Origin of the sequence: Cytobacillus oceanisediminis 2691 (assembly GCF_000294775.2) — a bacterium.
Taxonomy (GTDB): domain Bacteria; phylum Bacillota; class Bacilli; order Bacillales; family Cytobacillaceae; genus Cytobacillus; species Cytobacillus pseudoceanisediminis.
Window position 1 is genome coordinate 1,755,638 of sequence record NZ_CP015506.1, and the last position, 22,010, is coordinate 1,777,647.

The 22,010-nt window shown below is 39.0% G+C and carries 27 protein-coding genes; 21 read left to right on the forward strand and 6 right to left on the reverse strand.

The window, feature by feature from the left end; genetic code table 11:
* The first annotated feature begins 555 nt into the window (after positions 1-555).
* The 8 genes from cyoE (at position 556) to A361_RS08990 (ending at position 8,647) form a co-directional block, all read left to right on the forward strand.
* Entirely contained in the window at positions 556-1,494 is a 939-nt protein-coding gene (gene cyoE, locus A361_RS08955) for a heme o synthase (protein ID WP_019381688.1), read from the forward strand.
* A gap of 111 nt (positions 1,495-1,605) precedes the next feature.
* Positions 1,606-2,682 carry a cytochrome c oxidase subunit II gene (gene coxB, locus A361_RS08960; protein WP_019381689.1) on the forward strand — a complete coding sequence of 359 codons (1,077 nt, stop codon included), beginning with the start codon at positions 1,606-1,608 and terminating at the stop codon, positions 2,680-2,682.
* Between the two features lie 27 nt (positions 2,683-2,709).
* Positions 2,710-4,578 carry a cytochrome c oxidase subunit I gene (ctaD, locus tag A361_RS08965; protein WP_009330944.1) on the forward strand — a complete coding sequence of 623 codons (1,869 nt, stop codon included), beginning with the start codon at positions 2,710-2,712 and terminating at the stop codon, positions 4,576-4,578.
* Positions 4,578-5,207: a cytochrome (ubi)quinol oxidase subunit III gene (locus A361_RS08970; RefSeq protein ID WP_009330943.1), complete on the forward strand. Its 630-nt coding sequence runs from the start codon at positions 4,578-4,580 to the stop codon at positions 5,205-5,207. Before ctaD ends, A361_RS08970 begins: the two co-directional genes overlap by 1 nt.
* Before the next feature lie 4 nt (positions 5,208-5,211).
* On the forward strand, positions 5,212-5,547 hold the full coding sequence (gene ctaF, locus A361_RS08975) for a cytochrome c oxidase subunit IVB (RefSeq protein ID WP_009330942.1): 336 nt from the start codon (positions 5,212-5,214) through the stop codon (positions 5,545-5,547).
* Positions 5,548-5,738: 191 nt separating this feature from the next.
* Positions 5,739-6,641: a cytochrome c oxidase assembly factor CtaG gene (gene ctaG, locus A361_RS08980; RefSeq protein ID WP_019381690.1), complete on the forward strand. Its 903-nt coding sequence runs from the start codon at positions 5,739-5,741 to the stop codon at positions 6,639-6,641.
* Between the two features lie 235 nt (positions 6,642-6,876).
* On the forward strand, positions 6,877-7,344 hold the full coding sequence (locus A361_RS08985; protein WP_009330940.1) for a DUF420 domain-containing protein: 468 nt from the start codon (positions 6,877-6,879) through the stop codon (positions 7,342-7,344).
* A 130-nt stretch (positions 7,345-7,474) separates the two neighbouring features.
* Complete coding sequence (locus tag A361_RS08990) at positions 7,475-8,647, forward strand: GNAT family N-acetyltransferase (protein WP_019381691.1); 1,173 nt, start codon at positions 7,475-7,477, stop codon at positions 8,645-8,647.
* A gap of 72 nt (positions 8,648-8,719) precedes the next feature.
* Here the strand turns inward: A361_RS08990 and ytvI are convergent, their stop codons facing one another.
* Entirely contained in the window at positions 8,720-9,778 is a 1,059-nt protein-coding gene (gene ytvI, locus A361_RS08995; protein ID WP_009330938.1) for a sporulation integral membrane protein YtvI, read from the reverse strand.
* A 158-nt stretch (positions 9,779-9,936) separates the two neighbouring features.
* On the opposite strand from ytvI, the gene A361_RS09000 reads away from it, so the two are divergent.
* Positions 9,937-10,287, forward strand: a complete 351-nt coding sequence (locus A361_RS09000) for an Asp23/Gls24 family envelope stress response protein (RefSeq protein WP_019381692.1) — start codon at positions 9,937-9,939, stop codon at positions 10,285-10,287.
* 100 nt (positions 10,288-10,387) lie between these two features.
* On the opposite strand, the gene A361_RS09005 is transcribed toward A361_RS09000, so the two are convergent.
* Positions 10,388-10,747: a YugN family protein gene (locus tag A361_RS09005; protein ID WP_009330936.1), complete on the reverse strand. Its 360-nt coding sequence runs from the start codon at positions 10,745-10,747 to the stop codon at positions 10,388-10,390.
* 235 nt (positions 10,748-10,982) lie between these two features.
* Between A361_RS09005 and A361_RS09010 the strand changes: the two genes are divergently transcribed.
* The 3 genes from A361_RS09010 (at position 10,983) to A361_RS09020 (ending at position 13,392) form a co-directional block, all read left to right on the forward strand.
* Positions 10,983-11,624 carry a CAP domain-containing protein gene (locus tag A361_RS09010; RefSeq protein WP_009330935.1) on the forward strand — a complete coding sequence of 214 codons (642 nt, stop codon included), beginning with the start codon at positions 10,983-10,985 and terminating at the stop codon, positions 11,622-11,624.
* 3 nt (positions 11,625-11,627) lie between these two features.
* Entirely contained in the window at positions 11,628-12,059 is a 432-nt protein-coding gene (locus tag A361_RS09015) for a CBS domain-containing protein (RefSeq protein WP_009330934.1), read from the forward strand.
* A gap of 235 nt (positions 12,060-12,294) precedes the next feature.
* Positions 12,295-13,392, forward strand: coding sequence for a CAP domain-containing protein (locus A361_RS09020; RefSeq protein WP_019381693.1), 1,098 nt, complete (start codon positions 12,295-12,297; stop codon positions 13,390-13,392).
* A 13-nt stretch (positions 13,393-13,405) separates the two neighbouring features.
* On the opposite strand, the gene A361_RS09025 is transcribed toward A361_RS09020, so the two are convergent.
* Together A361_RS09025 and A361_RS09030 are read right to left on the reverse strand one after the other, a co-directional pair.
* Positions 13,406-13,786 (reverse strand): hypothetical protein, encoded by a 381-nt coding sequence (locus tag A361_RS09025; RefSeq protein WP_009330932.1) that lies wholly within the window; start codon positions 13,784-13,786, stop codon positions 13,406-13,408.
* A 14-nt stretch (positions 13,787-13,800) separates the two neighbouring features.
* Positions 13,801-14,298: a PaaI family thioesterase gene (locus A361_RS09030; RefSeq protein WP_009330931.1), complete on the reverse strand. Its 498-nt coding sequence runs from the start codon at positions 14,296-14,298 to the stop codon at positions 13,801-13,803.
* A gap of 162 nt (positions 14,299-14,460) precedes the next feature.
* On the opposite strand from A361_RS09030, the gene A361_RS09035 reads away from it, so the two are divergent.
* The 5 genes from A361_RS09035 (at position 14,461) to A361_RS09055 (ending at position 16,628) form a co-directional block, all read left to right on the forward strand.
* On the forward strand, positions 14,461-14,868 hold the full coding sequence (locus tag A361_RS09035; protein WP_009330930.1) for a YlbD family protein: 408 nt from the start codon (positions 14,461-14,463) through the stop codon (positions 14,866-14,868).
* A gap of 12 nt (positions 14,869-14,880) precedes the next feature.
* Positions 14,881-15,123, forward strand: coding sequence for a YlbE-like family protein (locus tag A361_RS09040; protein WP_009330929.1), 243 nt, complete (start codon positions 14,881-14,883; stop codon positions 15,121-15,123).
* Between the two features lie 178 nt (positions 15,124-15,301).
* The gene (locus tag A361_RS09045; protein WP_019381695.1) at positions 15,302-15,730 is read left to right on the forward strand and encodes a hypothetical protein; all 429 of its coding nucleotides are present in this window, start codon (positions 15,302-15,304) and stop codon (positions 15,728-15,730) included.
* Positions 15,731-15,789: 59 nt separating this feature from the next.
* Positions 15,790-16,230 (forward strand): YlbF family regulator, encoded by a 441-nt coding sequence (locus A361_RS09050; RefSeq protein WP_009330927.1) that lies wholly within the window; start codon positions 15,790-15,792, stop codon positions 16,228-16,230.
* A 122-nt stretch (positions 16,231-16,352) separates the two neighbouring features.
* A complete protein-coding gene (locus tag A361_RS09055) occupies positions 16,353-16,628 on the forward strand; it encodes a YlbG family protein (protein WP_009330926.1) in 276 nt (91 codons plus the stop codon).
* A gap of 40 nt (positions 16,629-16,668) precedes the next feature.
* Here the strand turns inward: A361_RS09055 and A361_RS09060 are convergent, their stop codons facing one another.
* Positions 16,669-17,058 carry a DUF7147 family protein gene (locus tag A361_RS09060; protein WP_009330925.1) on the reverse strand — a complete coding sequence of 130 codons (390 nt, stop codon included), beginning with the start codon at positions 17,056-17,058 and terminating at the stop codon, positions 16,669-16,671.
* A gap of 150 nt (positions 17,059-17,208) precedes the next feature.
* On the opposite strand from A361_RS09060, the gene A361_RS09065 reads away from it, so the two are divergent.
* From A361_RS09065 to coaD, 4 genes are all read left to right on the forward strand, one after another.
* Entirely contained in the window at positions 17,209-17,502 is a 294-nt protein-coding gene (locus tag A361_RS09065; protein ID WP_236888012.1) for a hypothetical protein, read from the forward strand.
* Positions 17,503-17,680: 178 nt separating this feature from the next.
* Positions 17,681-19,093 (forward strand): stalk domain-containing protein, encoded by a 1,413-nt coding sequence (locus A361_RS09070; protein ID WP_019381697.1) that lies wholly within the window; start codon positions 17,681-17,683, stop codon positions 19,091-19,093.
* A gap of 345 nt (positions 19,094-19,438) precedes the next feature.
* Complete coding sequence (gene rsmD / locus A361_RS09075; RefSeq protein ID WP_009330922.1) at positions 19,439-19,993, forward strand: 16S rRNA (guanine(966)-N(2))-methyltransferase RsmD; 555 nt, start codon at positions 19,439-19,441, stop codon at positions 19,991-19,993.
* Positions 19,994-20,053: 60 nt separating this feature from the next.
* The gene (coaD, locus tag A361_RS09080) at positions 20,054-20,533 is read left to right on the forward strand and encodes a pantetheine-phosphate adenylyltransferase (RefSeq protein ID WP_009330921.1); all 480 of its coding nucleotides are present in this window, start codon (positions 20,054-20,056) and stop codon (positions 20,531-20,533) included.
* Positions 20,534-20,615: 82 nt separating this feature from the next.
* Here the strand turns inward: coaD and ylbJ are convergent, their stop codons facing one another.
* Complete coding sequence (gene ylbJ, locus A361_RS09085; RefSeq protein WP_009330920.1) at positions 20,616-21,833, reverse strand: sporulation integral membrane protein YlbJ; 1,218 nt, start codon at positions 21,831-21,833, stop codon at positions 20,616-20,618.
* Positions 21,834-22,010: the final 177 nt, after the last annotated feature.

Genomic DNA, 22,010 nt, shown 5'->3' on the forward strand with positions numbered 1-22,010 from the left:
TATAAAAAGCCATATAGTAATGTGCGTCATTTTACTTTTTCGATAGTACAGGAATAAAGCTTTTTTTACAACAGTTATAAAATTTATAAAGTTAATTATAGTAAAAAAGGTTGAAACTTGTAATGGAGTTTGCTAGAAATATAAAGGGGGTATAAAATGGATAACCCCTGTCGCGGAAAGTATCACAAAATACATAAAAGTGAGTATATTTTTTCTTCTGTAGTTTTCTGAAGCAGTTTTATTATCTCAAAAAAGCAACCATTCTTTAAGTGAATTTATTTTTTGACACAAATTAGTCATAAATTATTCTAAAAAAATTCACAAAAGAGTTTTAAAGTGTGATTTAATATACAGAGAAATGGTTTAGTTTCATTTAGATAATAAACAGTTTTAATACATTATTAATGGAAGAAAACTATTAGGATTATTATTATTCATCCAGGGTTTACCCCTCGTTTTTTATCGCGTACATAGCTTTGCAGGCATTTATGCTTTATAGTAAGTGTTGTGCAAAGATAGCTTTTGTCTGCGATAAGAGATAAAGGAGGAAAAGATATGTCTAACTCACGGGCTTTGAGTGATGCTGCTATTGAGGACAGTAAGCGAAGCCTTCACAAAGATATACCTGAAACTACAGTTTGGAAGGATTTTCTTGCCCTAATCAAAATAGGCATTGTGAACTCCAATCTGATTACAACCTTCACCGGACTTTGGCTTGCACTGCATTTTTCCGGAAAGGGATTTTTCAATAATCTTGATCTGGTTCTTTATACAGTCATTGGCTCCTCATTGATTATTGCAGGCTCCTGCAGCCTAAATAATTATATTGACCGCGACATTGATCCATTAATGGAAAGAACAAAAGGGAGGCCAACTGTTACTGGGAAAGTAAACCCGGGCAAGGTTGCACTTTTGAGCTTTCTGCTTATTGGCCTTGGTACGGCCTTTTTAATGTTTACAACAGCAGCAGCAGTTGTAATTGGATTAATTGGCGTTTTCAGCTATGTTGTTTTATATACAATGTGGACGAAACGCAGATTTGTATCCAATACGATTGTAGGCAGCATTTCAGGAGCAGTTCCCCCGCTGATCGGGTGGGCAGCTGCCGATGGCAATCTCGACCCAATGGCTTGGGTGCTATTCGCTATCGTTTTTATCTGGCAGCCTCCTCATTTTTATGCTTTAGCAATGAGAAGGGTGGAGGAATACCGGGCTGCGGGAGTTCCCATGCTTCCAGTTGTAAAAGGGTTTAAAGCTACCAAAAGGCATATTTACATATGGGTTGCAGCTTTATTGCCGCTGCCATTTCTTATGCCATCACTTGGATTGCCTTTTTTAATCCTGGCCACAGTATTGAATATTGGATGGTTATTGACGGGATTATATGCAAGGAGATTTAACAATGATATAAAATGGGCTACATTAATGTTTGTATACTCCCTGCAATATCTGACCATCATGTTTGTAGCTATGTTGATCATCACACTTATCTAACTTAGTTAGGAAATTCTTTCTTTCGCTAGTAACGAGAGAGGATTTATCCATATTTTTTGATCAAACAATTCAAAAAATGAAATTTTTACGAAAGAGGGGTTTGATTAAGCTATGAAAAGGCTTGCAAAGTGGCGTCTTTTTTCTCTGTTTGCAATGATGGCGCTCATTCTTTCCGCTTGCTCCGGCAAACCGTATTTATCTACGCTGAATCCTGCCGGTGAAGTGGCGCAAACACAATTTGATTTGATGGTGTTAAGTACTGCAATTATGGTAGGAGTAATTGCGGTCGTAACAGTAATCTTCTTTATTGTTGTTTTTAAATTCCGCCGCAAGGACGACAGAATTCCAAAACAAGTTGAAGGAAGCCACAAACTGGAAATCATTTGGACTGTTATTCCTATTCTTTTGCTTCTAATTCTTGCTGTACCTACAGTTTCTGCTACCTTTAAGCTTGCAGATGTAAGCCCAATGGAAAAGAAGAATGAAGAAGGCAAAACAGACGCACTTGTTGTTAATGTGCGTGCAAACTTATACTGGTGGGAATTTGAATATCCAAACCAGGAAATTATCACTGGCCAGGAATTGGTTGTGCCAACTGATGAAAAAGTTTATTTCAATCTTATTGCTTCAGATGTTAAGCACTCCTTCTGGATCCCTGCTGTAGGCGGTAAGCTGGATACGAACACTGACAATGTGAACAAATTCTGGCTGAAATTTGATGGTGAAAAGGCTGCTGAGGCTGATAATTTCTTCTATGGAAAATGTGCTGAGCTTTGTGGTCCTTCCCACGCTCTAATGGATTTCAAAGTTAAAGCGGTTCCACGAGATCAATTCGATCAATGGGTAACTGCCATGCAGGACGTTAAAGAACCTAAAAAGGCAGAGACAGATCTGGCTCAAGCTGGTCAGGAAGTCTTCAATAACAGCTGTATCGGCTGTCATGCTGTAACACCGGCTAACACTGCTCCTGAAGCAGCTCGTCTAGCTCCTAACTTAACGAACTTCGGTGATCGTGACCGTATTGCTGGTATCCTTGACCATACTGAGGAAGATCTTAAGGATTGGTTAAGAGATCCAGAGACATTCAAGCCTGGAAATAAAATGACAGGTACGTATGGCGAATTGACTGAAGAACAGCTTGATGCCCTTACAGAATACTTAATGGGCTTGAAAGTTACCGAACAATAGGGGATTTTTGAAAAGGGAGGTAAAATTGTGAGTACCTTAGCACAAAAAAAAGGTTTCGGAGCGGTTTTATGGGATTACTTAACAACAGTTGACCATAAAAAAATCGCAATCCTTTATCTTATAGCTGGCGGATTTTTCTTCTTGCTTGGCGGATTGGAAGCCATGTTCATCCGTATCCAGCTAGCAGTACCAAATAATGACTTTGTAAGTGCCGGATTGTATAATGAGATATTAACAATGCACGGTACAACGATGATCTTCTTGGCGGCTATGCCACTAATTTTTGCTTTTATGAATGCAGTTATGCCACTTCAAATCGGTGCGCGTGACGTTGCGTTCCCATTCTTGAATTCTTTAGGATTCTGGCTGTTTTTCTTTGGCGGAGTTTTCTTGAACCTATCATGGTTCTTAGGCGGAGCTCCTGATGCCGGCTGGACTTCTTATGCTTCTTTATCAATTGCTTCTGAAGGGCATGGGATCGACTTCTATGCACTTGGGCTGCAGATATCAGGGGCTGGTACGTTAATCGGGGGTATTAACTTCCTTGTTACCATCATTAACATGCGTGCTCCTGGTATGACATACATGCGTATGCCGATGTTCACATGGGCAACTTTTGTTACATCTGCATTGATTTTGTTTGCATTCCCTGCTTTAACAGTAGGATTATTCCTGTTAATTTTCGACCGTATGTTTGGATCTAACTTCTTTGATCCGGCAATGGGCGGTAATACAATTATCTGGGAGCATTTCTTCTGGATTTTTGGTCACCCTGAAGTTTATATCTTGGTATTGCCGGCTTTCGGTATTTTCTCTGAGATATTTGCGATTTTTTCAAGAAAGCGTCTTTTCGGATACTCTTCCATGGTATTCGCAACGGTTCTTATTGGTTTCTTAGGATTCATGGTTTGGGCTCACCATATGTTTACAACTGGTATGGGGCCGATTGCTAACGCAATTTTTGCTGTTGCCACTATGGCGATTGCAGTACCGACTGGTATTAAGATCTTTAACTGGCTATTTACAATGTGGGGCGGAAGCATAACGTTCACAACTCCAATGCTTTGGGCTGTTGCCTTTATTCCTTCCTTCGTAGCCGGCGGTGTAACTGGTGTAATGCTTGCATCTGCTGCACAGGATTATCAGTACCATGATAGCTACTTTGTAGTTGCTCACTTCCATTACGTTATTGTCGGCGGTGTTGTGTTTGCATTATTTGCAGGTGCACATCTATACTGGCCAAAGATGTTCGGAACAATGCTAAACGAGTTCCTTGGAAAAATTACATTCGTATTATTCTTTATTGGATTCCATTTAACATTCTTTATCCAGCATTTCCTCGGCCTTTGGGGAATGCCTCGCCGTATCTTCACTTTCCTTCCTGGACAGGGACTTGAAACGGCAAATATGGTTAGTACTGTCGGTGCCTTCTTCATGGCAGCTGCAGTAATCATTATGTTAATTAATATTGTCATTACAAGTGTTAAAAATGAAAAAGTTGGCAATGATCCTTGGGGAGATGGCCGTACTTTAGAATGGGCCATTCCATCACCGCCACCATTCTACAACTTTAAGCAGCTTCCGCTGGTTCGCGGTCTTGATGCATATTGGCTTGAAAAAATGGAAGGCAAAAAAGGCATGTCACCTGCTGAACCGCTTGGTGATATTCATATGCCAAACAACTCTTTCATTCCATTTGTAATTTCTTTAGGTCTATTTGTTGCTGCATTTGGTGCAATGTACCGAGCGGAGCATAGCTGGGGTATTCCAGTCCTAATCGCTGGTATGCTTATTACCTTAGGTTCTATGTTTGTTCGTTCTGTTAAGGATGATCATGGATACCACATTCATAAAGAAGATTTGGAAGATAATAATGATAAGGGGGTTAAGGCATAATGGCTGCTGAACAAAAAATGACTTATGAAACTTGGCCGGCGTCGCCTGAAAAGCAAACCCTCGAAGCCAAGAACAAATTCTTAGGTTTCTGGTTTTTCCTTGGGGGAGAGACGGTTCTATTCGCATCCCTCTTCGCAACATACCTTGCTTTAAAAGATAAAGTACCTAGCAGTGATATGGCTTTAGCGAAGGACTTGTTTGAAATTCCATTGGCATTCATTATGACGATGCTATTATTAACAAGCTCGTTAACAAGCGTGTACGCTATGTACCACATGAAGAATTTTAACTTTAAAAAGATGCAGCTATGGCTTGGAATTACTGTTTTGCTTGGACTTGGATTCCTAGGATTGGAAATTTACGAGTTCAATCACTATGTGCATGAATTCCATCATAGCTTTACAAGCAGCGCCTTTGGTTCAGCTTTCTATACATTAGTCGGCTTCCATGGTGGTCACGTTGCATTTGGTTTACTGTGGATCACTACTTTAATGATCCGCAACAGCAAGAGGGGATTAAGCCTTTACAATGCTCCTAAGTTCTATGTTGCCAGCCTGTACTGGCACTTCATCGACGTTGTTTGGGTATTCATCTTCACTGTAGTATATTTAATGGGAATGGTGGGATAAACTGATGGCCAATCAACAACCAAACTCAGGTAACCCAAGAGTAGACATTGAATATAGACGCAAAAAAAGTGCAGAAGAGATGAAACATCAAGTTATCACCTTTGCACTTATGATCTTCCTGACAATTGTTGCGTTCGTAGCAGCAGGTTATGAAGGTTTCTCTGGATGGTTTATTGTTCCATTCATCCTGATTCTTGCAATTGTGCAAGTAATCTTTCAATTATATTATTTCATGCATATGAGTCACAAAGGTCATGAAGCACCTGCATTGTTCTTATATTCCGGAGCATTAGTCGGATTTATCACAATCATTGCTTTCTTGACTGTTATTTGGTGGTAAGTATAAGAGAAAATCGGCTGATGGCCGATTTTCTTTTTATGTAACGCAGCTTTAGCAAATTAATAAGCATTTATTGATTTATTGAGATTGCAGGCTGAAAAGAGTATAATGATACTTGTCAATATGGAAAGCAGAATATTCATGGCAGGATGCGTTTATGGCAGTTGAGCAATATTGAATGAGGTGAAAGCATGTCTTTAGAAATATTCGGTTTTCGTGCACTTTGGAGTCCATATTTCTTTTTATTTGTACTATTGATACTTACAGGCTACTATATGATTACAATAAAGTACCGCGGAAAGTTCAAGAATAGCGAGCCTTTAACTAGAAGGCAGGGTGTTTATTTTACTGTCGCGATGATCGTGTTATATGTAATTAAGGGCTCCCCTGTGGATTTGATGGGCCATTTAATGTTCTATGCACATATGATTCAAATGGCTATCCTGTATTTAGTTGTTCCTCCCCTTGTTGTCATGGGAGTCCCTCAATGGTTATGGAGAGCAGTGATTAATCACAAAGCTATTAAACCTGTATTCCGTCTTTTTACAAAGCCATTAATAGCCATAATCCTGTTTAATGGAGTATTTTCCATTTACCACATACCGGATGTTTTTGATGTAGTCAAAACAGATATGATGTTCCATACTGTGTATACATCTGCTCTGTTCCTGCTTGCAATCTTTATGTGGTGGCCGACGATTAATGAGCTCCCTGAAATGGAATCCCTTGACGGTCTGAAAAAGGTAGGATATGTTTTTGCCAATGGTGTTTTATTGACACCAGCGTGTGCACTGATCATATTTGCAGATACTCCAATGTACAACACATATTCTGATCCGAATGCCTGGGCGCAGGCGCTTCAGTTGTGTGTCCCTTCTGCAACACTGGCAAGCCTGAACCTCAGCGGACCCGAAATGTTTAATTCAATGTCACTTATACACGACCAGCAGCTTGGCGGCGTAATTATGAAGATCATCCAGGAAATTGTCTATGGCATCATCCTCGCGCAAATCTTCTATGCATGGTATAAAAAAGAACAGGAAATTACACCTTCAGAGGAAGAAACAATGCTAAATCCGCATTTAGTAAAATAATGAAACTCCAGTCAGCGGCTGGAGTTTTTTTTATAAAATACTTATTTTTCCTTTTTCTTAAACCAGCAATGAAATCTATCACTTACTAATTGATAAATATTGAACAATTAAGGAACTTTTATGAAAAGCCCTTACAGTTTGTTGAAAAAAACAGTGCACTCTACTAAAATTAACTTTGTACTAATCAACAACATACTGCTGAATTTCAAACCGATATTGGAGAGAGGAAGAATCTATGGAATACTCATTGCCTATACTGCCTACCATCAGCACTACTTTTATTGTACTCAGTGCAATAACGGTTGCGATTGGATGGGTTCAAATTAGCCAAAAGAAGCTTGAAGCTCATAAAAAAACAATGACCTTGGCTGCTGTGTTTGCTGTTATTTTCTTTATCATATATGCCAGCAGAACAGTATTTATAGGAAATACTGCTTTTGGGGGCCCTGATGATATAAAAATTTATTATACAATTTTCTTGATTTTTCATATTACGCTTGCAACTGTAGGAGCAGTATTAGGAATTATCTCATTATATACAGGCTATAAAAATAAATTGGCAGCACATAGAAAATTAGGCCCGGTTACTAGTGTAGTCTGGTTCTTTACTGGCATAACAGGTGTTGCAGTCTATTTGCTGCTGTATGTTTTCTATCACGGCGGAGAAACAACCTCTGTCATTAAGGCGATTTTGGGTACGTAACAGGTTAAAGATGCCGCTATCTATTCAGCGGTATTTTTTTATGCTCATAATTATATCCACTTCCTGTTTTAAAAGGACTTATTAAGTTTATGGCGAATATTATAAGGATATTTAATTGGGAGTGAATTTTGTGTCTGTAAGAAAATTATCAGAGAATGAATATATAGAGGCCATGAAGCTTTCCATGTATGCTTTTCAGTACAATGTGCCTGAAGCCGACATCCCAGCCAGGAAGGACCGATTAAATAATCATTCCATTTTTGGTATCTGGGAAGAGGGAAGCCTGGCTGCGAAGCTCCACATCATCCCACTTAAAGTTCATATTAATGGATTTGAATGGAACATGGGAGGTGTTGCAGGTGTGGCAACATATCCTGAATTCAGGAGAAAAGGGTATGTAAGCAGCCTGATAAAGCACGCTTTGATCGAGATGGACAAAAAGGATCAGCTTTTTTCATTTTTGCATCCTTTTAATATTTCTTTCTATCGGAAATTCGGATGGGAGATATTCACCGAATATAAGAAAACCCTTATTAACAAAAAAGATTTACAAATGGCCGGAAAACCTTCAGGGACCATTAAACGATATACTAAGAACCAGCACACAAAAACCATAGAAAAAATTTATAAAGAATATATGCTGCGGTATTCAGGCGGGCTTGTAAGAGACGCATATTGGTGGGAGAACTTTGTTTATTCAGACTATCAGGTTGCGGTGTACTTTGACGAAGCAGGTGAAGGACAGGGCTATATTTTATTCAAAGTAAAAGACAATAAAATGGAGGTCGAAGAATTTGCAGCTTTAAATCAGGAAGCCAGAGTGAATTTATGGAATTTTATCTGTCAGCATGATTCGATGGTTGAGGAAGTAAAGATCATTACATCAGTACACGATCCATTTCCTTATTACCTGAATCAGCCACATTTAAAAATGGAAGTTTTCCCTTACTTTATGGGGAGAATCGTCAATGCTGATAAGTGTCTCAGCCAATATTCATTCAATGAAAATAGTGAAAATGTCTTTCTGCATATTGAGGATCACCATGCACCATGGAATAATGGAAGCTACTTAATTGCAGGCGATGGTGTCAGGGTGTTTAAAGAGAAAGAAGGAAGCCAATGCACAAAACCTCCAGCTCGAGGTCTGCGCTTGTCTATCAATGCCCTTTCAGCGATTATAATTGGCTATAAGAGGCCAATGGAGTTATATGATTTAGGCGAAATTAAAGGACCAAGAAATGATGCTGAGATACTGGAAAGAAAAATTCCTGTTCAACAATCCTTTTTCTATGACTTTTTTTAAGAAAACTCAGTAGAGATATATGCAGGAAAGAAAAAGCGTCCTAGCGGACGCTTTTTTACTTATTCATTGAGTTTATATTTTGAAATTCATCCTAATAAGTCCTGCTTCTTTTGCGGAATTAAACGCAATGACCAGTAATGGGCCAATAATGAATCCCAGTATTCCAATGAGTTTCAGGCCTAGATACATGGCTATTAGCGTAGCAAGCGGAGATAGCCCTATATGGGTGCCCATTACCTTTGGCTCTACTGTTCTGCGGATAATTAACAGGACGGCTGCAAGAATTGCCAATTGTGTACCCATAGCTAAATCTCCTGTCAGCAGGTGGAACAATGCCCATGGGCCAAGAATGACAATCGAGCCAATAATAGGGATAAAGTCAATAATCCAAATGATTATAGACATGATCAATGCCATTTCTGGATTGATGAATAATAATCCAATCAGGGAAACGATAAAGATAATCACACTTACTAGAAATTGGGCCTTAAAAAAGCCAAATCCGACATAGGACAGCCGTGAAGTCATAAACTTGACTTTATCTGCTGTTTTTTCTGTAAGGTGATTATATAAGCCTTTCCTTAATCGGGGAAGATCTATTAAAAACAAAAATAATGCAATCAAATATACGATGAAACTGACAAGATAATTCGGGATGTTTGTCAGAAGTGCTTTTAAGCTATCAATATTTACGTAAGCGACAAGGTCATTCTTCGTTTTATTCAAGAAGGATTGAATCTGGTTGCTTATTTCATCAACAAGGTCTTTAGGAAGGTCTTTGGCGGCATTGGAAAAGTCCGCTTCTGCCCTGAGCCATGCTTTTGTGATTTCATTAATGTACATAGGAGCATTCTCAACAAGTTTAATGGCTTCAGTTATCACTTTTGTCGTAATAAAATAGCCTGATAAGCCAATGAAGAGGACAAATCCTAGAAAAGTAATCAGCACGGATACTCTTCGGTTTATTTTTATTTTATTTTGCAGCAGTTTCACAACCGGCTCCAGGATTAATGCGGTAATAAATGCAACAATCAGCGGAACAGAAACAGGCAAAATGAAATAAAAAACGGCAGTTATAAGAATTACAGCAATCAATATTAATAAAAAACGTTTTGTGAATATCGCAGACAAAATAAGTCCCCTTCCCCAATTTTGTTAACCATCAAAAGATCGTAACACTTTGATTATAGTATGCATTAAATATTATAAAAACTGAAAGTAATTTGGTTTAAAACTGAGAGATTATTGCCCGATATATAATAAATCGTACAGAAAGAAGTGAAAGAAAGATGCATAATGATCATCTTGACTTCGAGACGATTCAGGCAGCCAGTGATATAATCTCCGCAATCGTAGAATCGACCCTGCAGGAAAGAGAAAGCGTCATTCCTCTTAATCATGAAAGATTCACATTCTTTAAGAAAATAAAAGACCCGATCTCAATATCTTTTAAAAACACTGAAGTATATCTGAAGATTAAGCTTAACTTTATAAAGGGAAAAAATATTTTGGAAGAAACTCTCCAGATTCAGGAAGAAATCAAAGATGAAATTGTTCATTTAACCGGACTGGAAGTTAAAAGAGTTGATCTCTCAATTCAAAAAATTATACCTGCGGGAAACAGTCTTCCGGAACGATGATTTTTTGAAGGTCATACAGCTAATGTAAAAAGACGCATGATGTTCATGCGTCTTTTCCATGTTAAAAATAAATTCATAAATCATAATGAAAAAGCAAAAATTACTCAGCGAATTGGTCAATCTCTGCTTTGATCTCACTTAGAATTTTTTCGCATTGACTTACTAATGATTTAGGGAAGGTTTCTCCTTCACCGTATTCTACCCCATGCGGATAATAATGTTTGCCAAGCAGGGGAGTCATAAGCTGGATATTTGCTCTATGTGCACCTACATCTCCTTCAGCAGCATATCCAAACACACGAAGGTAAAATACACCCTCTTTTAATTCGAACTTACGGTCATATGTAACTCTTTCATAATCCCATTGCCCTTCACGGACCAGGCCGTGTGAAAGCATTACTTCATCTAAGCGGGTTAAGTCTGCTTTTTTATTTTCCAGACCTGTGTTTTCAAATTTCATAATTGTCCCTCCTGAAAACAATCCATGGTTCAGATGAACGATCCATGCATAATTTTAACAAGTTTATCTCAAATTTAATAATAGTAGAAAAAAGGATAACTTGCAACGGATTCATGCAAGAAAACATCGATCTCTGAAAGAACGTTAGTTGAAATGCCATAATTGAATGACTGGCTGCCTTAACATTAGCAAATATAAACTCGGTGCTGCCAAACTGTGAAAGGGGAAGCGTCAATTGCGGAAATTCAAAACCATTATTATCTTCTTTTTTCTTATTTTTTTCACAGCAGATCATGCGGGCGCAGCAACAGATTACAGGGTTGAGCAAAAGGACACTCTTTGGGAAATTGCGCTAAGATTCCAGCAGGATTTACAAGAAATTATTAATAGCAACCCCCAAATAGAAAACCCTGATTTAATTTTTCCTGGTGAAATTATTATCATTCCCGGTGATGGAAGGGAAATTGCTATTCCCAAAATGGATGTGAATGAAATTGAGCTTATCAAGCTTGCCAACCAAAAACGAAAAGAATTAAGGCTTAAACCATTATCTGCCGATTTGCATCTGAATGGTGCAGCCAAGAAAAAGTCTTTGGACATGATGAAATTAGAATATGTTTCACATAATTCTCCTACATATGGAAATCCTATTGAAATGTTAAGGAATCAGCGGATTTCTTTCCTGACCGTAAAGGAGAATATTGGGGCGGGCTATAAAACAGCTGATGAAATGTTTGCTGCCTGGATGAATTCCTCAGTCCACCGGGAAAATATTCTAAGCAAAAAGGCAACACATATTGGTGTTGGCTATATTCAAGGAGGCCTGCACGGTCACTATTGGACCATATTTATTGTTGAGAAAAAACAAGGAGGATAAAAAATGGAAATGATTCGTGATATTATGACCGGCCATGTTGAAAGCTGTTCTCTACTGGACAATGTGTATGAAGTGGCAGTTAAGATGAAAGAATTAAACGTAGGGGCTATCCCAATTGTGGATAATGAGAAGCTAGTAGGAATGATAACTGACCGGGATATAGTTCTTCGCTGTGTGGCAGAAAAACACCCTGCTTCATCCAAAGTAGAAGATATTATGAGCAGCCATTTAGTAACCGTTACCAGGGATACAGAGGCTCGGGAAGCTGCACGCTTGATGGCTGAACATCAAATTCGCAGGCTTCCTGTTGTGGAAGGTGACAAGCTTGTTGGAATAGTATCTCTCGGGGACTTTGCTGTCCGTCATTTAACGGATGACCAGGCTGGAGAAGCGCTTACTGATATTTCAAAACACGGAACTGAAGCACAGCATTAAGAGGACACCATTAGGGTGTTCTTTTTTTATTATCTGCCTAGACCAAAACAGCAATCTAATAAGGAAACCGCTCTTTGTATACATAGATTATTTTACATGGGGAACTCAGTGAAAAGAATAGATAAACAATACACCTAATGGTATGATTAATAGTATAGATTGCATGATTTTAATTAGGTTCCATTATGCAGAACACACTGCAAGTTATACTTTTTACATACATTAAATACAATGAATGAGAGAAGGGAGGGACGGTTCTCTGAGGGCACTTTTTCGAATTTTAGTTTTGATTTCCATTTTTCTGGCAGCGGGCTTTTACATAGATATTGGACGTAATGAGAAAGGGGAAATACTTGTCAATCAGGAAAATACACAGCCTGGTGCAATTAAGGATATAAGTAACGATGACAATAATTTATCTTCCAATACAGGGTTCCCTGAAAAAGGCATGGTATCCTTTATAGGGAAATCCGCTGCGGAGCTTAAAGAAAGTTTAGGAGCACCCTCAAGAATAGATCCTTCTTTCTATGGCTACGAATGGTGGATATATAATAAAAGCGGTACTGAGTACATTCAGGCTGGGGTAAGCAAAAATAAAGTGGTTAGTTTGTTTGCGACAGGTGAAGATGCAGACATTTATCCTTTCAAAATAGGGCAGCCCATTGGTGAATTATATGCATCCGTCTTTTTTGAAACAGATTTCAACCTTAAAGTAAAAGATAGCTCATATCGTTTCGAATTGTCCGAAGATGACCTGAATACAAGGCCGCTGGTTATGGTTGGAGAGTATTATGCACAGCTGAATATAGATAGATTTACAGGGACACTCTCCAGTGTGAGAGTAATGGATGCAGCCACCTTAATTAAGCTTCGCCCGTATGAAATGGTTTACCGTGGTGAATTATTGGAGCCCCCCCTGGCTTCTCCTGCCTTTGAGGAAGATGTAGAGAGAGCGAAAGAAAAGCAAATTCTTGACCTTACAAATGTAATAAGGGTCAGACATCATTTACAGCCGTTGAAATGGGATGATATGACTGCAGCTGCAGCTTTTGCCCATAGTAAAGATATGTATGAAAGCAATGACTTTTCTCATACTTCTAAAACTTATGGAGATTTGTCGGACCGCCTTGAAGCTGGGGGAGTCTCATATGAGGCTGCAGGGGAAAATATAGCTGCAAATTATACGGATGCCCCCGCCGTCGTTGAAGGATGGCTTAACAGCAAAGGCCATCGGGATAGTCTGCTGAACGAAGAATTTACACATCTTGGAGTTGGAGTTTATAAAAAGCATTATACGCAAAATTTCATAAAAAAAACTGATGAAGAAACCTAAAATTAAAAAGAGCCTAAGTATGAGGCTCTTTTTCAGTTTTTGCAATTTGAATACGGCCAACCTGAAAAAAGTCATCCTTCCAATTTCCATATAGGTGAACAGAATCGCCAATCTTTACAGAAGGGACTCTGGTATTTTTCATTAAAGGGGTGATTTTTTTAATATTGGAATGTTTGTTGCTCTTTGTTTGGATGGTCAGCTCAAGAACATGAACATAGCGGCTGTAATTATAGCGCTGCCTGCGCTCGCTGATCTGGACGACTTCGCCGGACATTATGGCCTCTTCAGGGACATTTTTTAAGCTTGCCCACTTCTCATAACCCTCACGCATTTCCTTTTTTGTCAGCCAAAAAAAATAAAGGCAAATAATTGGTATAACGATAGCGGTGACCATTTTCCCACCTGCTTTTAATTATTAACGTTCTTCTTTTCAATGATAAAAAAGCTGCCTGTTGCCTGAGCAATTTTTCTTCCATCCGAGCGGAGTACATCTGCAGATAATACCATGCTTTTTGTTCCCTTATGGTCAATCGTCGCTCTGCATGTCACGTATTCTCCTTTACCAACTGCAAGATAATGAATGTTCAACTGTGTCGTAACAGCCCCAAAGCCTTCAGGAAGAAGTGATGCTGCAAGTGTTCCCATGGCAGAGTCAATAATGGTTGCGGTTATTCCTCCATGGAGAATGCCCAGCGGATTATTGACTATCTGACTTAAAGGAACAGTCAGAATGCATTCATCCGCGGTTATTTGCCGTTCCATATGAAGAAGTCCGCCGATATAGGAACTGTTTTGACCGGTCTGTCTTTTATGAAAACCTAATAGAAGGGACTCTAAGGCGCTCAATTCTTCCTCAGTTGCATTCTTGGTGCACTGATCAAATAATTCCATAAGTTCTCTGTTCATTCTAATTCACCTTTCGATAACTTTCTGCATTCATATATTATCATTAATGGCAGAATTTTTGAATTTATTTTAATGGCTGAATAGAGCAGGCATTTCATTCACCTTTTCCATTCCTATTCATATGGTATTATAGGCATTTGCATCAGAACGAGGTGATATGGCATGACTAAAACGAAACTTCATCCCTCAGTCGAAAAGTTTAAAGAGTTTGTAAAACAGAATCCGCAAATCATCAAGGAAGTCAGGGCTGGAAATACAACTTGGCAGGAATTATATGAGGATTGGTATTTGCTTGGGGAAGAAGATTCAAGGTGGGATTCCTATAAAGAAAACAAAGATGAAGCACAAAAGCCAGAAGAGAAAAAAAATGACTGGATGGGAAGTATCATGGGTACTCTTAAGCAAATGGATGCGAATCAAATGCAGGGGTACATCAGTAATCTCAGCCAGGCCCTTTCAGCAGTACAGGGTGTCATTTCCCAATTCCAGGGCGGCGGCCAGAAACCATCAGGAGGCTCAAAATCAAGTGTGTCTAAACCAAGCAGCCCTTTTACATTTAAAAAGGATTAAGGGGTTAAACAGATGAGAAAAGATATTGTCGAGTATCTAGAACAAAAAAAGGAACTAAAGCAATTTATCCGTGAGCAGCCTCATTGGTATAGAACACTGAGCAGAAATCCAAATGAAATTCAATCTCTTGAAGTGGCCGCACTGCATTATTACAAAAAAACGATTCCCCACCAAGTTGAAAAATTTACTAATGGAGTGCAAATGGCTTCCATGATGATGAGCATGTTTCAGGCTATGAATTCTCAATCCAGTTAGGAAGCTTTCTCGTTACCCGAGAGAGCTTTTTATTTGTTCTGTCCTGCTCTCCGCCTGACTTTTGTCAGAGGCAGGCAAGGAGCTGTCACTTTAATAATTACAGAGTAAAAATAAGCTGCTGGGCAAACACTATCTTTATCAGATGGTTACGGATGACATCATTAAGGAGTGTAAAATAATGAAGAGGCAAAAATGCATTTTATTATTGCTGGTTATTTTTGTACTTGCAGCATGCCAGAAAGATCTGCCAGAACCAGAAACAAAATTGGAAGCCAGTCCGGTAAAAGAAGTTGAAGCAGCATCGCTTATGGGTCCTTCAGGTGTTGAAAGCGCAGCTAAAGATCCTTTTTATGTCAGACACCAGGTGAAAGGAAGAGACATTTTCGTTGAATGTATTGTGCAGGATGTTTCCTTTAGGAAACAAAGCAGCAAAGAAAAGGGCAAAATTCTTCTGTATGTAAACGGAAAGAAAAAGGATGAAATCCATTCTGCTGCTTTTATAGTCAAAGGACTTCCATCAGGCAAACATCGAATTGGATTGGAGCTCATAAAAGGCAAAAGTGCTGAAGCATCTTCAAAAAGAGAGTTTATTGTGGTGATCCCTTAGTTTACTTGCTTTAGCTTTAAACCGTTTCATGATAAAATAAGAAACGGAGGTGAGCTGTTTTGCTTGCTACATTAGAAAGAATGGCTATTTTGGACAAAGCTGACGAACTTGCAGCTATGATTACAGAATCTGAAGAAGCGGAACATTACCGCAAAAGTTTATATAAATTAAAGAACAGCAGTGAAACACAAAGGAAGATACAGGATTTTGTCAAAATGAAAGAACTGTATGAAGAAGTTCAGCGATTTGGCAAATATCATCCCGAATACAAAAGGGTAATGATGTCTATTAGAGAGCTAAAGCGCGACATGGATATGGATGACCATGTGGCAGAATTCAGAAGAGCTGAAACGGGCCTGCAAAATCTGCTGGATGAGATAAGCATGATGATAGGGCGTTCTGTTTCTGAACATATTAAAGTTCCTGCCGGCAATCCCTTCTTTGAATCAAGCTGCGGAGGGGGCTGCGGTTCTGGAGGCAGCTGTGGCTGCTCTGCTTAAAAAACCAGCAAATGCTGGTTTTTTGTTTTGGATTAGTACACAGTTTGAACCTTCCCATTGAAAACTGACATTTTTCTATGCTAGACTAAATAAAACAAACGATCGCTGAAGGGGAAAACTATATGCTTGGTCAAAGGCAAGGAATAATTGTCTGGCTTTATTCATTAAAGCAGGCGAAAATGTTAAGAAGATTTGGAAATGTGCATTATGTTTCAAAGCGGCTGAAATATGTTGTGCTATATTGTGATCTTGCTGATACGGAAACAATTATGGAGAAGATAAATTCATATTCTTTTGTTAAAAAAGTGGAACCATCCTATAAGCCGTTCCTAAAAACGGAATTTGAAAATTCCAAACCGGACAAGGCTAAAGAATATGATTATAAGATGGGAATCTAAAAAGGCGTGAGCATAAGCTCATGCCTTTTTGTGAAATCTTTTACTGCAGCGGTGCAATATAGTGATTAAGCCTTAAAATCCCAATCAAATACTGATAATATAATTCCTTTTCATTAAAAATAGCAGAAGGCTTTACTGCCAGCTGAATAATTTCCTTATTAAGTGCTTTCGCAGCATCCGCAAATAAATCATATCGTTTATTTGGTGATGTCTTTGGATTAGGTATCCCTTCCCGGCAAATATATAAAGGCTGAAATCCGCCAGGGTCTGTCGGCTTCAGTATCACTGCCAGGGATGTCACTTCTTTATTATTAATGCTCGTATGGAAAGCAGCCATGTGGGACAATCGATGCTTATTTGCCTGGGCAATTTCAATTAATTCATAAATATCAGAGTAACCTTCACCAATTTCTATAAAACGCTGTATCAAAATTAAAGCCCCCCTTAAAACTCATAGCATTCACTTCTTAAAAATAAAATGCCTTTTGTCCATCCATACTTTATCATTTTCAGCATAAAAATAGAAGTAGCACCTAAAAAGCAGAGGGGAGAGTGTATGTATGCTTTACCTTTTTTTTCGATGACATTTTTTCTGTGGGCAGCATATTTGGTAAAGAGGGATATTTCTGCAATTGAAAAAAAGCATATTCATCATATGAATGGTTTTATTGTGGTCTCTATCATTGCAGCACTCAGTGCAAAGGGGATGCTGACAGCAGCTTATAATATGGATGTCTTTTCTCTGACACTTGGTGAACTTGAAGAATTTACGTCGTCACAAGGTGTATCGTTTGATGATTGGGCAATTACCTGCATGAGCATTGGGGATGTGAGCGGTATTTTAGATCATGGTGTGGACTTTGATTTTGCATAAATTAAAGTAACGTAACCGGCGGAGAAGTTTTTATGGTCCTTTTTATGATCTCTGTTCATGAAAAAATTCCCGGGCATAAAATATGAAATTTCATACAAATTATACAAAAAAATTGTGACGGATGACCTTCCCTTTGGTATTGTTAGGTTAGAAGAAAATTGACTAAGAGGGAATAGCAATGTGGAAGGCATCTTTATTTATTTTTATAATTTTGTCTGGAATCATTTCAGGCATGCTGTTGTGGCAGTGGCAGGCTTATTCTGAGCATGCGATTGCCTTGGAGAGTTCCGGGGCGATTACACAGGATATCACAGTTGACACACGTCTAAATGAACTTAAAATCACTCAAAAGATACACGGACTTATGGCACAGGAAGAATATAGGCTTGTTATCCCCGAAGCTCTGTTCAAATGGAAATGCAAGAATGGAGCCGGAGAAGCCTGTGATTCAGCAGATGAAAATCCTTTTACCTTTTTTTCTTCTGATGATCAGATGGTATTTGAGTATGCTGTACCGATAAATGAAAGAAATAAGGCATTTTTGTTAACTGATTGGTTTGTGGAAATTCCCGGCATTAAGGCTGAAAGCTTGTCTATTACTATTTCGGATTCTTTCAAAAGAGAGGGTTCGTGGGCAGCGGGAATCCCCCTAAAAGCCCGAAAGAAATTAGAACTTATCGATTATTATTATTTCGAGGGCAAAGGGAATGTTCCACCACTTTACTGGCAGCAAAAACCACTGTTAAAGAAAGCTGTTAACAACGCAGAAGTATACTCAGAAGACATACAGGCAGCCAGCTTAAATTTCCAAAAACTAAATGAGATTGGAAATTTCCCATTCTTGACGATTATCTTTACTGATCAATATCCTGAATATAAGGATGAAAATATCCTTATTGCATCTCCCCGCACTGAGGCCAAAATGCTGGAAAAAGATATTATTACATTGCAGTTTCGAAGAAAGCTTGCAGACAGCACTCAAGTGTGGATAATCGATGTTTTATCCTCAGGCTTATTAGATCTGAAACCCAGTTCAAAAAAAGGAAGCATAGTACTGCAGGAGCTGCAGGGAGAGTTAACCAATGATGAGCTGAAAGCTTTCTTTATGATAGTAAACAAGGTGAATTCTCTGACTCCAGAAAAGCTGGACAAGCTCTTAAGTGATGTGAAAGGTCTTAGCACACAGTTTTTCACGATGAATACAAAAAGCGATGCTCCGTTTGTTCCTCTGTATTTCCAGGAAGAAAAAAAGCTTTTGGTATCTGGTGCTGAGAAAGCAAACATTGATTTAATCTATAGGGATGGAAAGAGGCTTCTTCCATTTGCAGAGACGATGAAGTCATTAGGATATGAAGTTAAGATCCTATCCGGTGAGGAAACGATGCTTTTGTCAAAAGGGAATAACAGCTATCGATTTTACTTAAATAAAAATGTTTTCATTTATAATGAAGAAGATTATGGACTGCTTGAAAATCCATTAACCAATCAAAACGGAACCGTATTTATAGAAATCCAATGGTTTAAATCACTGTTTGGAGTGACTGCTGAAGAAAGAGAAGACGAGATTCATCTGACGTCCGATCCAGACTAAATGAATCCAAAATAAAAAGCCCTGCAGATAACTGCAGGGTCCTTCTATATCCTTTTCAGGATAGAAGGCAAAGGGAGAGGAGAAACCGGAGGAAGAACTTATGGGGAAACGTAAGTCTTCTCCGCGGTTGGCAACAACATCCTCGAATAGATGCTGTTAATTACATTATTTCCACAATCCTCACGGATATACACTTCATGCTATAAATTTTTTCAGCTGATGATTCCGCTTACAATTTGCCGGGTGGCTACCAATTGTAAGATATGGTAGGATAGGATAGAAAAAAGCAGTTTTCCGATCTCAGCAGACAGGAAAATTGACAATTTGCAGGTTAGCGGTGATAGTATGCGAGTGGTATCAGGAACAAGAAAAGGGAAGATATTGAAAGCTGTTCCGGGCAGTTCAACCCGTCCGACTACTGATAAAGTTAAAGAAGCTATTTTTAATATAATTGGGCCGTATTTCGAAGGGGGCCTTGGGCTTGATCTATTTGCGGGCAGCGGCGGTCTTGGCATTGAAGCCCTCAGCAGAGGAGCAGATAAGGTTATTTTTGTGGATCGGGATGGGAAGGCCATTCAAACCATCCATGAAAATATTCGGACATGCGGTTTTGAAGAAAAGGCGGAAGTATATCGAAATGATGCAGATCGTGCCATTAAGGCAATATTAAAAAGGGATCTGGTTTTCGATTATATATTTCTCGATCCGCCTTACCGCAAGCAGCAGCTTCTTAAGCTTCTGAAGTTAATTGATGAGAATGATCTGCTTTCGGTTCAGGGAACGATTCTATGCGAACATGGTTCTGATGTAGAGCTCCCTGATTCAGTCGGAAGACTGGTTCAGCGGAAACATGAAAATTACGGGATAATTTCTATCTCAATCTACAGCTGGGCTGAATAATACATACTTAGAATGCTTATGGAAAACGATACATAATAAGAACATGACAGGGGGATATCAATGGGAGGCATCGCGGTTTGTCCAGGCAGCTTCGATCCAATAACTTATGGCCATTTGGATATTATTAAGAGGGCGGCAAAGGTATTTGAACAGGTTTATGTAGTTGTATTGAATAACTCTTCAAAAAAACCTCTTTTTACTGTTGAAGAAAGAATTCAGCTGATAGAAGAAGTAACAAAGGATCTTAAAAATGTTAAAGTAGATTCGTTTCAGGGGCTTCTGATGGATTATGCAAAATCGGTTAATGCGAGTGCTGTCATTCGGGGCTTGCGGGCTGTTTCTGATTTTGAATATGAAATGCAGATAACATCCATGAACAGAGTCTTGAATGATGAAGTGGAAACCTTTTTTATCATGACTAATAATCAGTACTCGTTCTTAAGTTCAAGTATTGTGAAAGAAGTGGCAAAATATAACGGGAACATATCAGAACTCGTTCCTGACACTGTAGAAAAGGCTCTTAAGACCAAGTTTAGCTAAACACTAGAGCGTGGTGTCTTTCCTGCTGATTGTACTGGAATAATATAAAACGGGTGCCCGATTGATAGGTACCCGTTTTTTGTTATCTCTTATCCAAGCGCCTTGCGAGCATAAAGGTATAAACAGAAAGTGCAAGTATGGTTATAAGCGGTCCTGAAGCAGCTATTCCATCAAATAATTTGCCGAAAAATGAATATTTCTCAAAAAATCCGACCGGAATGGCATTGGATGGCTGTTCTGTATTGTAAAACCGTTCATAAATAGGCTGCCAAAGGATGTATGCATAAAAGGCAGCAGCAAAGCCGTGAAGGATTCTTGCGAAAAAGAATGGCTTGAAATTAATATCAGTTTGGGCAAGGATGCTTGCTACCTGAGCCTGCACGCTGAATCCGCTGAATGCGAGTATGAAGCTGACAATAATGACCTGCTGCATTAATGTTGCCTGCTGAACCTGGCTTGTCATCTGGCTGCCAAGTGTTATTTCAAATAACCCTGAAATGAATGGGATGCTCAATTCGGTTGGCAGACTAAATATTGACAGTACCGCCTCTAAGCCTTTAGCAAGGAATGCCGTGATTCCCAGATGAAATAGAAGTTTGTTAATAACAGAGAATAATATGATAAATCCGCCAATCATTAAAAGTGTTTGGATGGATGACATGACTGCATCCCCAAGAAGCTTGCCTATAGGGCGATTATCTTTTATTCTTGTCCGATGAAGAGCTGATAAGGCTGCCCGTAACGATGGTTTTGACGTCTCTGAACCAGGTGGAGGCTGCCTGGTTTTTTTTCCGTAGAACCTCATTAATAAACCGACAGTAATATTGCCGAGATAATGAGCCAGGGCTAATATAACACCAAGCTTGGCGTTATTAAAAAAACCAACAGATACTGCGCCAAAGATAAACAAAGGATTTGAACAATTAGTGAAAGAAACCAGGCGCTCTGCTTCTGTTTTTGATAGCTGTCCTTCCTGCCGAAGTCTTGCGGTCAGTTTGGCACCGGCTGGATAGCCTGAAGCCATCCCCATTGCCCATACAAATCCTCCGACTCCAGGTACTCTGAATAAAGGTCTCATCAAAGGTTCAAGGAGTACCCCGATGAACTTTACTACACCGAAGCCGATCAGCATTTCCGATACAATGAAGAAAGGCAGCAATGAGGGGAACACAATTTCCCACCACATATTTAATCCCCTGATTGATGCATCAACCGATTCCTGGGGAAAGGAAATTAATGAGATGGCTATTAAGGTTACAGAGAGTGCAAGAGTAACCGTTTTTAATTTGGAACGAAACACGGACAAGCCTCCCTCAAGTTGTACTGACTGTGCAATGATTTTAAACAATGGTAAAATAAAGAAGCGTTTAAATATATATTTTCTCATGACTTTTTCATTTATTTTACTTGAATGAACGAAATGCAGGTATACAAGGGTCAAACTTTTGCTGTCAAGTCTTGTCCCCATATAACCCAA

Bases quoted from the DNA above. Each gene is read 5' to 3' on its own strand.
- cyoE (WP_019381688.1), top strand. From the start codon at position 556: ATGTCTAACTCACGGGCTTTGAGTGATGCTGCTATTGAGGACAGTAAG.
- coxB (WP_019381689.1), top strand. From the start codon at position 1,606: ATGAAAAGGCTTGCAAAGTGGCGTCTTTTTTCTCTGTTTGCAATGATG.
- A361_RS08970 (WP_009330943.1), top strand. From the start codon at position 4,578: ATGGCTGCTGAACAAAAAATGACTTATGAAACTTGGCCGGCGTCGCCT.
- ctaF (WP_009330942.1), top strand. From the start codon at position 5,212: ATGGCCAATCAACAACCAAACTCAGGTAACCCAAGAGTAGACATTGAA.
- ctaG (WP_019381690.1), top strand. From the start codon at position 5,739: ATGTCTTTAGAAATATTCGGTTTTCGTGCACTTTGGAGTCCATATTTC.
- A361_RS08985 (WP_009330940.1), top strand. From the start codon at position 6,877: ATGGAATACTCATTGCCTATACTGCCTACCATCAGCACTACTTTTATT.
- A361_RS09000 (WP_019381692.1), top strand. From the start codon at position 9,937: ATGCATAATGATCATCTTGACTTCGAGACGATTCAGGCAGCCAGTGAT.
- A361_RS09005 (WP_009330936.1), bottom strand. From the start codon at position 10,747: ATGAAATTTGAAAACACAGGTCTGGAAAATAAAAAAGCAGACTTAACC.
- A361_RS09015 (WP_009330934.1), top strand. From the start codon at position 11,628: ATGGAAATGATTCGTGATATTATGACCGGCCATGTTGAAAGCTGTTCT.
- A361_RS09020 (WP_019381693.1), top strand. From the start codon at position 12,295: ATGAGAGAAGGGAGGGACGGTTCTCTGAGGGCACTTTTTCGAATTTTA.
- A361_RS09025 (WP_009330932.1), bottom strand. From the start codon at position 13,786: ATGGTCACCGCTATCGTTATACCAATTATTTGCCTTTATTTTTTTTGG.
- A361_RS09030 (WP_009330931.1), bottom strand. From the start codon at position 14,298: ATGAACAGAGAACTTATGGAATTATTTGATCAGTGCACCAAGAATGCA.
- A361_RS09035 (WP_009330930.1), top strand. From the start codon at position 14,461: ATGACTAAAACGAAACTTCATCCCTCAGTCGAAAAGTTTAAAGAGTTT.
- A361_RS09040 (WP_009330929.1), top strand. From the start codon at position 14,881: ATGAGAAAAGATATTGTCGAGTATCTAGAACAAAAAAAGGAACTAAAG.
- A361_RS09045 (WP_019381695.1), top strand. From the start codon at position 15,302: ATGAAGAGGCAAAAATGCATTTTATTATTGCTGGTTATTTTTGTACTT.
- A361_RS09055 (WP_009330926.1), top strand. From the start codon at position 16,353: ATGCTTGGTCAAAGGCAAGGAATAATTGTCTGGCTTTATTCATTAAAG.
- A361_RS09065 (WP_236888012.1), top strand. From the start codon at position 17,209: ATGACATTTTTTCTGTGGGCAGCATATTTGGTAAAGAGGGATATTTCT.
- A361_RS09070 (WP_019381697.1), top strand. From the start codon at position 17,681: ATGTGGAAGGCATCTTTATTTATTTTTATAATTTTGTCTGGAATCATT.
- rsmD (WP_009330922.1), top strand. From the start codon at position 19,439: ATGCGAGTGGTATCAGGAACAAGAAAAGGGAAGATATTGAAAGCTGTT.
- coaD (WP_009330921.1), top strand. From the start codon at position 20,054: ATGGGAGGCATCGCGGTTTGTCCAGGCAGCTTCGATCCAATAACTTAT.